Source organism: Bradyrhizobium sp. HKCCYLS1011 (assembly GCF_051167795.1).
GTDB lineage: Bacteria > Pseudomonadota > Alphaproteobacteria > Rhizobiales > Xanthobacteraceae > Bradyrhizobium.
Genome location: NZ_JBNPTT010000004.1, coordinates 171,536 through 183,480, shown reverse-complemented (window position 1 = coordinate 183,480; position 11,945 = coordinate 171,536). Strand labels below are relative to the sequence as shown.

Below are 11,945 nucleotides of genomic sequence, written 5' to 3'. Positions count from 1 at the left end.
CGCATGAACTGCTCGACGCCACACGCCGCCGTCATCACCGCGAAAGCGGGCCTTGTCGGCCCCAACAGAATGCGCAACGCTTGCTGCCAGGGCTCGCGGCAGATCGGGCTCAACGGGGAGGACAACTATGAGACCGATGAAGACGCTGCTTCACGCCTGCGCCTTCGGCGTCGTGTTCACCGGCGCGGCGCTGGCGCTGACCGGCGAGCGGATGGCCGAGATTCCGCTGGACAAGATGTCGCCGGCGCAACGAGCCGTCGCCGAGGCCATCATGTCCGGCCCGCGCAAGAGCCTGAGCGGACCGTTCAACGCCTGGCTGCGCAGCCCGGAGCTCGCCGACCGGTTGCAGAAGGTCGGGGAATATCTGCGCTTCAACACCTCGCTCGACAAGCGCCTCAACGAGATGGCGATCATCACGACCGCGCAGCATTGGGGCGCGCAATATGAGTGGTTCGCGCATGCGCCACTGGCGCTGAAGGCCGGCCTCGATCCCTCGATCGTGGCGGCGATCGGCGCCGGGCGAAAGCCCGACAAGATGAAAGACGACGAGGCGATCATCTGGGAGTTCACCACCCAGCTTCGGCGCGAGCACCGCGTCGACGATGCGATCTACACCCGCGCGGTCAACGCCTTCGGCGAGCAGGGTGTCATGGACCTGATCGCGGTCAACGGCTACTACGACCTGGTGTCGATGACGCTCAACGTCGCGCATGTCATGCCGCCCACAGGCGAGGAGATGCCGTTCAAGCAAGCCGGGCAATAGCCCGCCGCCTTTCGTCCCCTCATGGCGAGGAGCACCGCGACAAAGCGATCCGGGACCATGCGGGGCTCTGGATCGCTTCAGAAGGGATCAGAACATCCCTTCCCGCTCCCGCGGCTTCTTCCTTTGTGCGCGCTGCCACACCACGCCGGGATAGCCCTTCAACGGTACCAGCGGCGCGCCAGTATAGGCCCAGTCCGGCGCTTCCTCGATGGCGACGTGATAGAGCGGCTCGCGGCCGGTGCGCGAGACGAACAGCGCACGCGGGATGTTGACCATATGCGGCGAGCGCGCGCGCTCATAGAACAGCGGCGAGCCGCAATGGCTGCAGAAGCTGCGCACCGTCTTCGTGGCGTCGTCCTCGTAGCGTGAGATCGCGTCGTCGCCCGCGGTAATGCGGAAGCGCTTGCGCCAGCTGCCGACATAAGTCGCGTAGGCCGCGCCATGCGCGCGACGGCTGGCAACCGAGTGATCATGCCAGGCCCATCGCGCCGGCACGTCGATCTCGAACGCGACGCGGCCGCACAGACACTGGCCGGAGGCTGTTCCGGCGGGAGCGGATTTGGGCATGGCTAGCTCTATCTACTTGTCATTCCGGGGCAGCCCGCAGGGCTGAACCCGGAATCCATCAGGCCACATGCGCCAGCGGCCAAATGGATTCCCGGTTCGCGCTACGCGCGCCCCGAAATGACGACCGCTATTAGTGCGCGACGACTCACGCCTCCGCCATCTCGTCATGCACCGGATAATCCGTATACCCCTTCGCATCCCCGCCATAGAAGGTCGGCCGGTGATAGGGCGTGAGCGGGAAGCCATGGGCCAGCCGCTGCGGCAGATCCGGATTGGAGATGAAATAGCGGCCAAAGGCGACGGCATCGGCATGGCCTTCCGCGATGGCGGCATTCGCGGTATCGCCAACAAAGCCGCCGGCCGCGATCAGCACACCGTTCCAGATCGGGCGGAACAGCTCCATCGCCGAGGGCACGTTCTGCCAATTGACGTCGGCCCGGCCCGCGCCGGACGAGCGCGGCTCCAGCAGGTGCAGATAAGCCAGCCGGAGCGGGTTGAGCGCCTCGACGACATAGGTGTAGAGCGGCATCGGGTCCGGCTCGCCGGAACCATTGGCGATGCCATAGGGCGACAGCCGCACCCCGACGCGGTCTGCACCGTAGACATCGATCGCCGCCTGCGTCACCTCGATCAGGAATCGCGCGCGGTTTTCGATGGAGCCGCCGTAAGCATCGGTGCGCTGGTTGCTGCGCGACTGCAGGAATTGCTCGATCAGATAGCCGTTGGCGCCGTGAATCTCGACGCCGTCGAAGCCGGCCGCCTTGGCGTTGCGGGCCGCCTGCTTGTAGGCGGCGACGATGCCGGGGATCTCATCGGTCCCCAGCGCGCGCGGTGTCTCGTAGGCGACGGCCTTGCCGTCTGCTGTCATCGCCTTGAAGTCGTCTGATATCGCAATGGCCGACGGCGCAACCGGGAGCGCGCCGCCGGGCTGGAACGAGGAATGCGAGACGCGACCGACATGCCAGAGCTGCAGGAAGATGATGCCGCCCTTGGCATGCACGGCATCGACCACGCGCCTCCAGCCCGCGATCTGCGCCTCGGAATAGATGCCGGGCACGTTGGGATTGCCGAAGCCGGTCGGCAGCACCGAGGAGGCTTCGGCGATGATCAGTCCGCCTGCCGTCGCGCGCTGGGCGTAATACTCCGCATTCAGGGCGCGGGGCGCCAGCGTCCCGGGCTCGGCGCGCATCCGCGTCAGCGGCGCCATCACCACGCGGTGCTTCAGCTCATAAGGCCCGATCTTCAGTGGCGAAAACAGCGAAGGCGGCATCTCTCCCCCAATTGTGTCGTTGATCCGGATGTCGTCATCTTGTTCGGAAACGGGTGTGGTGGCAATGTCCAGCCCGTCCTGAGAAAGCATCGCCTCCATGCCGAAATCGAGCGCCCTTCCCTCTCTCAGTCTGCGCATCGATCTTCTCTCCGGAGACCGGATCGGCCCGGGCAAGATCACCCTGCTCGAGAATATCAGCCGCCACGGCTCGATCTCGGCCGCGGGCCGCGCCATGGACATGTCATACAAGCGCGCCTGGGATCTCGTCGATGAACTCAACCGCGTCTGCCGCCAGCCGGTGGTGGAGCGGCAGACCGGCGGCAAGAACGGCGGCGGCGCGGCGCTGACCCCGTTCGGGGAGGCGCTGGTCGCCCGCTATCGCCGCATCGAGCGCACGGCCGCGAGCGCAGTGAGGAAGGAGCTGGCCGCGCTGCGCAGCGAGATCGAAAAGCCGCGGAAGGGCGCGGCGAGGTAGTTCGGGAAACTATGGCGCCACCAACGGTGCACCCTCTCCCCTTGTGGGAGAGGGTGCCTGAGATGCGAAGCATCGAAGGCGGGTGAGGGGTCTGTCTCCGCGGATGTAGACCCCTCACCCGGTTCGCCGCCGCGTTCCGCGTCGGCGATCCACCCTCTCCCACAAGGGGAGAGGGTGGACCGAGCCCGTGGAAGCAAGCAATCCTCTCAAGCCGTCTTCACCCACACCGCCTTGACGTTGAGATATTCCTCGACGTGCTGCTTGCCGGACTCGCGGCCATAGCCGCTCATCTTGTAGCCGCCGAACGGCACCGCCGGATCCATCGCCTGGTAGCAGTTGACCCAGACCGAGCCGGCACGCAGCGCCCTGGCGATCCCGTGCGCCTTGGAGACATTGGTGGTCCACACGCCGGAGCCGAGGCCGAACATGGTGGCATTGGCGCGCTTGATCAGCTCGTCGGTGTCCTTGAACGAGATCGCCGAGATGACCGGACCAAAGATCTCCTCCTGGGCGATGCGCATGGTGTCGGCGACATTGGCGAACACGGTAGGCTGCACGAAATAGCCCTTGGCCAGTGCGCCCTCGGTGAGCTTGCCGCCGCCGGCGAGCGCCCGCGCGCCCTCCTTTTGGCCGATCGCCAGATAGTCCGAGACCCGGTCATATTGCTGCTGCGACACCAGCGGGCCGACCTGCACGTTGGGATCGAGGCCGTTACCGACCTTGAGCTGTTTGCCGTACTCGGCGACACGGCCGACGAACTCGTCATAGATCTTGCTCTCGACAAACAGCCGCGTGCCGGCGCTGCAGATCTGCCCGGAATTGGCGAACACCGCCATCGCGGCGCCCGGCACCGCCGCATCGAGATCGGCGTCGGCGAACACGATGTCCGGCGACTTGCCGCCGAGCTCGAGCGAGACGCGCTTGAGGTTGCCAGCCGAGGCGCGGATGATCGACTGTCCGGTGATGTGCGAGCCGGTGAAGGCGACCTTGTCGACATCCGGATGCGAGGCGAGCGCGGCGCCCGCAGTCTCGCCATAGCCCGGCACCACGTTGACGACCCCTGCGGGAATGCCGGCTTCGAGACACAGCTCAGCAATTCGCAACGAGGTCAGCGGCGCCTCCTCCGCCGGCTTGAGCACCACCGTGCAACCGGTCGCAATCGCCGGCCCGATCTTCCAGATCGTCGCCGTCAGCGGTCCGTTCCAGGGAATGATGGCGCCGACCACGCCGACCGGCTCCTTCAAGGTGTAGGAGAAGATCTCGCCCGGCAGCGAATTCTCGATGGTCTCGCCATGGATGGCGGTGGCTTGGCCCGCATAGTAGCGGAGCATGCCGAGCGCGCGGCCGCGATAGGCGCGGGTGCGGCTGAGCGGCGCGCCCATGTCGACGGTGTCGAGCGCGGAGAGCTCGTCGAAATGCTTTTCGACGAGTTCGGCAAGCTTGAGCAGCAGCATCTGCCGCTCATATGGCTTGACCTTGCTCCAGGGTCCCTCGAAGGCGCGGCGCGCCGCCGCCACTGCGCGGTTGATGTCCTCGGCATCGCCCTCGGCGACGCTGGCCAGCAGTTCACCGGTTGCAGGATTGTGCGTCTCGAAGCGCTTGCCGGAGGCCGCATCGACCCACTGTCCGTCGATCAGCATCTTCTTGTAGGAACCGTCAGCGAAAGGATGACGCGTGAGCGGAATGGCCTCGGTCACAGCCATGGTGTTTCTCCCTTGATATATATGCTGTTCGGGTTGGGGCGCGGCGCGATGCCGTTATGTCCAGCAATCTACAGCGGGCGGCGGCTCGGGTAAAGCAAGCGGCCGCCCGCATCCGCGAAACTCACCTATGCGGCAATCGTAGATGATGACGGCATGGCTATGACATAATCGCAGCCAGCATCACGATCGCAACCGCCGGGAGATTTTCCATGCCCCACTCTGCTTTATCGCCTGACCACACCGCCGTCATCACGGGGGGCGCCTCCGGCATCGGCCTTGCCGCCGCGATGCGGCTCGCCGGCCTCGGCCTGAAGGTCTGCATAGCCGATGTCGATGACGGACGCCTGGAACAAGCCGCCGCAAAACTGTCATCGATCGCGAAGGACGGCGCCGCCTCGATCATGACAGCCATCGTCGATGTCAGCCGGCGCGACAGCGTCGAGGAACTCGAGGCCGCGGTGCGGACGCGCTTTGGGGCGACCCACGTGCTGATGAACAATGCCGGCATCCAGCCCGGCAGCAAGATGTTCGGCCCGCTCAACAACTGGCAGCGCATTCTGGGCGTCAACCTGTGGGGCATCATCAACGGTTCGCAAGTGTTCGCGCCAAACATGATCGCGGGCGGCAAGCCTGGTCTCATTATCAACACCGGCTCCAAGCAGGGCATCACCACGCCGCCTGGCGATCCCGTCTACAATGTCTCCAAGGCCGGCGTGAAGGCCTTCACCGAGGCGTTACAGCACGAGCTGCGCAACAAGATTGCCAGATATCCGCGCATCTGTTCATCCCGGGCTTCGTGTTCACGCCGCTGACCGCCAAAGGCCGCACCGAGAAGCCGGCTGCGGCGTGGACGCCGGAGCAGACGGTCGACTTCATGCTGGAACGGGTCAACGCCGGCGATTTCTACATCCTCTGCCCGGACAACGACGTGCCGCGTTCGCTCGACGAGCGACGCATCCTGTGGGCGGCCGGTGACATCGTGGAAAACCGCCCAGCGCTGTCGCGCTGGCACCCGGACTACGCGGATGCGTTCGCCGCGTTCGTGAAGGGGAAGTAGTCGCTCCATTGTCCAGGAGTCGTAGGGTAGGCAGCGCATCAACCACGAAATAACTGTCATCGTCCGCGAAGGCGGACGATCCAGTACGCCGCGGCCTCTAGGTGTGCCCAACTATGTGCGCTGGAATACTGGATGCCCCGCCTGCGCGGGGCATGACGATCGAGTTTGAGGCTGCGACGCGAGCGCCATGCTCAATTCGCCCGCAACATCACCGGCGCGGGCAGCGCAACCAGCGCCTCGCCAAGCTCGCTCTGCTGTGACAGCGGCATCGAGAAGCACACCGAAAAGCCGTCGACCGTGCGAAAGGTCAGCATGCCCTGGGCGGGATCGGACGACCGCTCCAGCACCCATGAGGCCAGCGGATAGGCATAGCGCAGCGACGCGTCGCCGAAGCGCGCCTGCAGCGCCTTGTCGATCAGCCCCGGCAAGGTCATCGCCAGCGCCCCGACCTGGTTAAGCGACAGCTTCAGCGTCGCCGATCGGCCCTGCGCATCGACGAAGCCGAGCGAGACGGCGGCGCCGTCGTCGGACACGACGCAGCTGGTCAGGGACTTGGACTCTAGCTCCACGACGGTCGCCTCCGGACGCGCGTTATATACAATTGACTATAGCGTAACAGCGCCGCAAGTCCAGTGATCATAACAGGCATCCGGAGCTGCCGGAGTGCAGCCGTAACCATTCTAAACTGGAATCGTCCAAGGTCACCGCAACGGTGCGATAAGACACCTACCCGGACGTTGAGCGGGTCGCGCGGCCGGCTAGACGATCAAATCGACAATCGGCAGCCTGGCGTGCGAGACGGCTTTTGTCGTCTGCGGCCGGCCGACACGGAACACGTTCACGAGCCGGCGGCCGTCGTCGACCCCCGCCAACGTACTGAGCCTCGCATTGACATCGGGCGCGTCGGCGAGCGCCGACATCGGACAGGCGGAGAATCCGGCGCGGGCGATGGCGAGCCAGAGCCGATAGAAGTGCCGTCCCGAGACCAGAGCGTCCTCGTGCTTCGGACGGAACAGCAGAACGAGACCGGCGGCAGAGGCGGTCTTGGCCCGCTCGGACACCAGCGCTGCGGCAAGGCCGAACCGGTCCAGCGCCGGGAAGATGCTCCCCAGCACGATGCCGGCGCCGAGCGCCTCTACAGCACTCATCGCAAGCGCCTCGCGATTGAGACCATCGAGCGCATAGCGCGGATGGCGCCGCGACAACCGCATCCAATGCAGCAGCTCGCGGCGGTGCGCGTCGCGGCGCAGGAATGATATCTCGGCCTGGTCGCCCCAGGTGGCGATCTCGGCGATGGCCGCACGCTCACGGATGCAGACGACATCGTCGCGCCCGGTCGCAATCGTGCGCAACGCCGCGTCATCATCCGGGCTGCGGACGAAGGCCCCGCGCCATGCCATGCGCCGCGACACCGCATCGCCCAGCGGATCGTCGTGCCCTGAGCCCGCGATGGTCAGCGTGCAGACGGCCGCATGACGCGACGGCGCCTGCTCCGGGGCTGGCGCGATGTCGACGATCGAGAGGCCGCGGCGGCCGAGCGCGAGGCTCATGCCTTCCAGCGCCGCACCGTGCGAGATCCGCACATCGTGTCCGCTCGGATCCGCGACCGGGACCCGCACGATGCAATCGTCGAGCAGCACGAGACGGCCATCGGCCGCGAGACGCCAGCGCGTCGGCTGGATGTTGTGCACGCTCGGCGCCAGCCTGGCCTCGGCGACGAGTTCGCGCAGCAGCTCGGGCGACAGCATGCTCATACGGCGGCCGCAAGCGGCTTGGTGAAGAGATGCAACCGGTGCAGCGGCTTCGCTCCGACCTTCTCGGCCTGCCGTAGCGACGCACCGTTGACGTCGGCGATCCAGGTGCCGCCGAGCGTCCGATAGCCGGCGTGCTTCAGCGCCTGCAGGGTCCGATACAGCATGGCGCCATTGAGCCCACGATTGTGCAGGTCGCGGCACACCGATTGATAGATCAGCACGGCACGGGTGTTGGTGAGGCGATGATGCAGCAAGCGGAACGGCGCCGACAGCCCGACACGGCCACCAACCGCCTTCACCAGCGGATTGAGATCGGGAATCGCGATGATCGCACCGGCGGGCCGTCCGCGGTGATAGACCACGGTCGAGATCCGCTTGTCGATGATCCACATCATGTCGCCGGCCTGGAACAGATATTCCGCCGCGCTCGGCGGCACGAACATCGGGTTCTCGGCGAAGCCGTCATTGAGGATGAGGCGCGCATCCTCCAGCCGCGCCTTAAAGGCCGAGCGCGAGATCGGTTGCCAGACGAACTCGGCGTCATCGAGGATCTGGCGCTGCTTGTCGCCGATGAGTTGCGCCGGGCTGACGTCCTCGAGCGCGATCTCGAAGGTCGTCATCGGAAAGCCCTTCGCATAGCCCGCGCGCTCGAGATGGCGAGCAATGTGCGGCGGACTCCACGTCATGTCGGTGAACGGCGCATGATCGAAGCCGTCGGTCACGACGCCGATCTGCTGCATCGCCGTCAGATTGAAATTGCCCGAGATCGAGCCGACGCCGCGCGCGTCGAGCCAGCGTTCGGCGGCTCCCAGCAGTGCGTCGGCCACCTCGGCATCGTCGATGCAATCGAAGAAGCCGAATGCGCCGGCATTGGTGTCGAACTTGCGGTTGGCGGCATCGTGGATCGAAGCCGCGATGCGCCCGACCGGACGGCCGTCCCGATGCGCCGAGAACAGCGCATAACGGCCGTGGCCCTCGGTGACGAACGGATTTCGCTCGGAATCGAACATTCGCTCGAAATCGCTCCACAGCGGCGGCACATAGAGACTCTGGCGGCCATAGGCTTCGAGCGCCGCATCGAAAGCGGCCTTGCGATCTCCTTCGCGGATCTCGATCGTCATGCGGTCTCCGGAGTCAGGGCGAGCAGCCGCCGCACCAGTGCGAGCGCGGTCTCGGTGGCAGGGTCGGCCGAGGTCACCGGCACCGCCAGCGCGATCAGGTCGACGGGATCATGCGACAGCACGATCAGATGCGTGGCGGCATTGGCCGTCATCAGCGAAACCATGCGCTCGATTGCCGGATGCGTGGCCGGCAGGCCCCATGGCGCGTCGGACCGGCGCAACACACGCTGCCGCGACAGGAAATCGTGCAGCAGCGGCGGATCGTAAGCCGCAAGCTCGCCTTCGCGATAGCGGCGCGCGCTCTCGAAGATCGGGTGGCGCGCGAGTTCGCCGATGAGCTGGTCGCGGGTCCGCGCCGGGGATGCCGCAACCGAATTCAGCACGCCGGGTTCCTGCGATTCAAACAAGGCGCGCAGCGCGTCAGTCATCAGGCCGATCGTCAGCACGCCCGCGACCGCGACGGCGCAGAAGCGGATGATCTGCGCCGCATCGACGTCGGATGCAATAAAGGCGGCCGCACAGCCGAGCAGCGCCGACGACGCCAGGCGCACCGCCATCAGCGTCAGCCCATGGCGCCGCGTCTCCGCACCACCGCCCGCGATCAGCATCACCGTCACCGTCAGCAATGCGCCGAGCGCGCCGAGGCGCACCGGAATCTCCGGAAACAGCGTGCGGAAATCGGTGAGGATGAAGGGGATCACGACCAGCGCACCGACCGCGAGCCGGCCGATGCTGCGGTTCTCCGACGCCATCAGTGCCGCGCGGTCGCGCGTGGCGAGCAGAACCCCGCAGGTGACGAAGGCGGCGAGCTGGAACAGCGCCAGGACGACGGCATAGGGCATGGCGAAACGCTCGAGCCCGAGGGTGCCGCCGAGGCCGAGCAGCAGGCCGCCGACGAGCGCAGCCAACTTCACCGCGCGCGGCGCATGACGGCGCAGGATGCCCTCGGTGACGATGAGGGCACCGAGCGGAATCAGCGCCGCCGGAAGCACCGAGATATCGTCGAGCGTCGCGCTGCCGCTCCACCAGGCCACCCCGCGCACCAGGAACAGGATCGCAATCACGCCGAGCGCCAGCAGCAGGCGGAAGGTCAGCGGGCTCCGCGGATCACGGCGATAGAAGGTCATCATCGCGACCGCGAGGCCGATCGCGCCGCACAGATTGACGATGGAATCGGCTGTGATGCCCGGGGTCATTGGCCGCTCGTCAATTTCGCGATCGCGCGCCGAACCAGCGGACGCAGCATCGCGGCCATCAGCGGGTTGCGCGGGGTCTCGACTGCCGGCCGATAGGGATTGAAGAACCAGCCGCGACAGTCGGTGCCGGATCGGTTGCCCAGGATCAGCGCGATCGCCTCATAGGCCATCAGCATTCCCGTGGTGATCACCATCGGCGCCAGCGACATCCGGCTGCGGCGGCCGGCTGCGACCTCGCCGGCGATGGCGAGATCGACATGATTGCGCGAGGAGGAATGCAGCATCACGTGCTCGATCTCGGCGAGCATCGCCTTGCGCCGGTCGTCTTCGCTGATCTCGCGCCAATCCTTGGCGAGCGTGGGAAAGCCGAGCCGCTGTTCGGGCCGGGGATCGTCAGGGCGGACCACGACCACGGACGGCAACGGTGACATGTAGGCGTCGATCACGGTCGCATCCGCATCGCGCGCCGTGCGATAGAGGTGAATGCCGGCCGCGATATCGTCCATGCCGTTGACGATCACCGGGCAGCGCCGCGCGATGGCGGGCAATTCGTCGGTCCAGTTCGCGCCCAGCACGTCGATCGCGATGGTCGGGTTGATGCGCCGTGCGGCTTCCGCAGCGACTTCCGCCTTCTCGCGGCCGACCTCGTCGGCAAACGCAAACACCTGGCGGTTGAGGTTGGACACTTCGAAACGATCGATGTCGGCGATCACGAAATGGCCGACGCCGGCGCGCGCCAGCGCCATGAAGGCCGAGCCGCCCATGCCGCCAACGCCGCAGACGAACACGCAGGCATCGCGCAGCAATTGCTGTTCGCGCGGATCGATGAAGCCGACATTGCGGGTGGTGAAGGACCAGTAGTCGAAGCTCATCCCTGCCCTCCGGCCTTTTGGACGGTGTCGCGCTCCCGCGGCCTCAGCGAACCGAAGGGGCGCGTGTCGTCCAACCAGTAGACGAGCGGCAGCACCAGGCGCTGCAGCGCCAGCATCACGGATGCGGCGAGCAGCGCCGGCAACGAGCCGTGCGGCACCTCGCTCAACACGTAACGGCGCGCGCCGGCGAGATCGATGCGCCCGATCTGCAGCACATCATCGCCGCGTTCGTAGTCCAGCTCGCGGGCGCAGAATGCATTGTAGATCTCGTTGCGGTGCTTCGGCGCGATCTCGAAGGTCTTCTTCAGCGCGTCCGAACCACCGGTATAGGCATTGGTGATGACAGAGCGCGCCTCGTCGAAGCCGGCCTCCTCGCCGACGCCGAACACCGCGCGATGACGCGTCATGATGCCGCGTGCCAGCTGCAGATGGGCAAAGCTCTGCCGTGCCTGCGGCAGCGGTGACGGATAGACGTCGGAGAAGGTGTCGCTGACCATGCCGACCACGGCCGGCACCTGCGTGACGTTGGAAATCCATTTCGGGCGCAGACCGTCACGCGCGAACAGGACCAGTGCGGTGAGGCCATAGAGCACCCAGGACAGCCCCTGCCCGCGCACATCCGGATCGACCATCACGAGGCCAAGATGCGTCACTTCGACCGGCTCGCCGTCGAGCCGGACGTCCATCACCGACAGCGCATTGAAGGCGATCGGACGTCCCGTTTTCTCCTCGCAGATCAGCGTGACAATCGCGCGCGACAGCCGCTCGGGCTCGCCCGAGAAGATGCCGTAGCTGAGGCTCTCCTTAGGCAGCGTCTTGGCGGCGACGCTGCGCAGCAGGTCAACGAGTGCGGTGAGTTCGTCCTGAGGCAGCGACAGGCCTGGCGCCTCGACGATCCGGGTTCGCAGCCCTGCATGGGTGCGCAAGGTGAGGTCGATGGTCGGTTGCGTCAGCGCCTTCAGCCAGAAGGCAGCGTGGCCACCGAGGCGCGCCATCGCCGAGCCGGCTTTCGCACCGTCCTTTGCTTCGCCCGATGTCGGCATACCGCCGTCAACAGACGCCATGTGCCTTACCTCGCTGCGCCCTGCCCTGCTACCGTCCATACGCCGCGTGCATTAAGGACCTTCAGCACGCGGGCTCCGCGGTGTTCCGCAAGGTAAATGATCC

11 protein-coding genes and 1 pseudogene are annotated in these 11,945 nt (G+C 66.2%); 3 read left to right on the top strand and 9 right to left on the bottom strand.

What is annotated here, in order from left to right:
* Window positions 1–127 precede the first annotated feature (127 nt).
* Window positions 128–763 (top strand): carboxymuconolactone decarboxylase family protein, encoded by a 636-nt coding sequence (locus ACQR1W_RS13795; RefSeq protein ID WP_434851294.1) that lies wholly within the window; start codon window positions 128–130, stop codon window positions 761–763.
* Between the two features lie 87 nt (window positions 764–850).
* On the opposite strand, the gene ACQR1W_RS13790 is transcribed toward ACQR1W_RS13795, so the two are convergent.
* Together ACQR1W_RS13790 and ACQR1W_RS13785 are read right to left on the bottom strand one after the other, a co-directional pair.
* Window positions 851–1,330 carry a GFA family protein gene (locus ACQR1W_RS13790; RefSeq protein WP_434851293.1) on the bottom strand — a complete coding sequence of 160 codons (480 nt, stop codon included), beginning with the start codon at window positions 1,328–1,330 and terminating at the stop codon, window positions 851–853.
* Window positions 1,331–1,475: 145 nt separating this feature from the next.
* Window positions 1,476–2,600, bottom strand: a complete 1,125-nt coding sequence (locus ACQR1W_RS13785) for an alkene reductase (protein ID WP_434851833.1) — start codon at window positions 2,598–2,600, stop codon at window positions 1,476–1,478.
* A 97-nt stretch (window positions 2,601–2,697) separates the two neighbouring features.
* Here ACQR1W_RS13785 and ACQR1W_RS13780 point away from each other — a divergent pair, with 97 nt between their 5' ends.
* Window positions 2,698–3,075, top strand: coding sequence for a winged helix-turn-helix domain-containing protein (locus ACQR1W_RS13780; RefSeq protein WP_434851292.1), 378 nt, complete (start codon window positions 2,698–2,700; stop codon window positions 3,073–3,075).
* Between the two features lie 206 nt (window positions 3,076–3,281).
* Here the strand turns inward: ACQR1W_RS13780 and ACQR1W_RS13775 are convergent, their stop codons facing one another.
* Window positions 3,282–4,778, bottom strand: coding sequence for an aldehyde dehydrogenase family protein (locus ACQR1W_RS13775; protein ID WP_434851291.1), 1,497 nt, complete (start codon window positions 4,776–4,778; stop codon window positions 3,282–3,284).
* Window positions 4,779–4,987: 209 nt separating this feature from the next.
* On the opposite strand from ACQR1W_RS13775, the pseudogene ACQR1W_RS13770 reads away from it, so the two are divergent.
* Window positions 4,988–5,835 (top strand): annotated as a pseudogene (locus ACQR1W_RS13770) (SDR family NAD(P)-dependent oxidoreductase).
* Window positions 5,836–6,026: 191 nt separating this feature from the next.
* On the opposite strand, the gene ACQR1W_RS13765 reads toward ACQR1W_RS13770, so the two are convergent.
* From ACQR1W_RS13765 to ACQR1W_RS13740, 6 genes are all read right to left on the bottom strand, one after another.
* Complete coding sequence (locus ACQR1W_RS13765) at window positions 6,027–6,404, bottom strand: hypothetical protein (protein ID WP_434851290.1); 378 nt, start codon at window positions 6,402–6,404, stop codon at window positions 6,027–6,029.
* A gap of 189 nt (window positions 6,405–6,593) precedes the next feature.
* Entirely contained in the window at window positions 6,594–7,589 is a 996-nt protein-coding gene (locus ACQR1W_RS13760) for a hypothetical protein (protein WP_434851289.1), read from the bottom strand.
* On the bottom strand, window positions 7,586–8,710 hold the full coding sequence (locus tag ACQR1W_RS13755; protein ID WP_434851288.1) for a GNAT family N-acetyltransferase: 1,125 nt from the start codon (window positions 8,708–8,710) through the stop codon (window positions 7,586–7,588). Before ACQR1W_RS13755 ends, ACQR1W_RS13760 begins: the two co-directional genes overlap by 4 nt.
* Window positions 8,707–9,906, bottom strand: coding sequence for a hypothetical protein (locus ACQR1W_RS13750; RefSeq protein WP_434851287.1), 1,200 nt, complete (start codon window positions 9,904–9,906; stop codon window positions 8,707–8,709). The genes ACQR1W_RS13755 and ACQR1W_RS13750 overlap by 4 nt, the downstream gene beginning before the upstream one ends.
* Window positions 9,903–10,778, bottom strand: a complete 876-nt coding sequence (locus ACQR1W_RS13745; RefSeq protein WP_434851286.1) for a HesA/MoeB/ThiF family protein — start codon at window positions 10,776–10,778, stop codon at window positions 9,903–9,905. Before ACQR1W_RS13745 ends, ACQR1W_RS13750 begins: the two co-directional genes overlap by 4 nt.
* On the bottom strand, window positions 10,775–11,842 hold the full coding sequence (locus tag ACQR1W_RS13740) for a hypothetical protein (RefSeq protein ID WP_434851285.1): 1,068 nt from the start codon (window positions 11,840–11,842) through the stop codon (window positions 10,775–10,777). The genes ACQR1W_RS13745 and ACQR1W_RS13740 overlap by 4 nt, the downstream gene beginning before the upstream one ends.
* Window positions 11,843–11,945 lie beyond the last annotated feature (103 nt).

What these genes read in the sequence shown, in the direction of transcription:
- ACQR1W_RS13795 (WP_434851294.1), top strand. Translation starts at nt 128, where the DNA reads ATGAGACCGATGAAGACGCTGCTTCACGCCTGCGCCTTCGGCGTCGTG.
- ACQR1W_RS13790 (WP_434851293.1), bottom strand. Translation starts at nt 1,330, where the DNA reads ATGCCCAAATCCGCTCCCGCCGGAACAGCCTCCGGCCAGTGTCTGTGC.
- ACQR1W_RS13785 (WP_434851833.1), bottom strand. Translation starts at nt 2,600, where the DNA reads ATGCCGCCTTCGCTGTTTTCGCCACTGAAGATCGGGCCTTATGAGCTG.
- ACQR1W_RS13780 (WP_434851292.1), top strand. Translation starts at nt 2,698, where the DNA reads ATGCCGAAATCGAGCGCCCTTCCCTCTCTCAGTCTGCGCATCGATCTT.
- ACQR1W_RS13775 (WP_434851291.1), bottom strand. Translation starts at nt 4,778, where the DNA reads ATGGCTGTGACCGAGGCCATTCCGCTCACGCGTCATCCTTTCGCTGAC.
- ACQR1W_RS13760 (WP_434851289.1), bottom strand. Translation starts at nt 7,589, where the DNA reads ATGAGCATGCTGTCGCCCGAGCTGCTGCGCGAACTCGTCGCCGAGGCC.
- ACQR1W_RS13755 (WP_434851288.1), bottom strand. Translation starts at nt 8,710, where the DNA reads ATGACGATCGAGATCCGCGAAGGAGATCGCAAGGCCGCTTTCGATGCG.
- ACQR1W_RS13750 (WP_434851287.1), bottom strand. Translation starts at nt 9,906, where the DNA reads ATGACCCCGGGCATCACAGCCGATTCCATCGTCAATCTGTGCGGCGCG.
- ACQR1W_RS13745 (WP_434851286.1), bottom strand. Translation starts at nt 10,778, where the DNA reads ATGAGCTTCGACTACTGGTCCTTCACCACCCGCAATGTCGGCTTCATC.
- ACQR1W_RS13740 (WP_434851285.1), bottom strand. Translation starts at nt 11,842, where the DNA reads ATGGCGTCTGTTGACGGCGGTATGCCGACATCGGGCGAAGCAAAGGAC.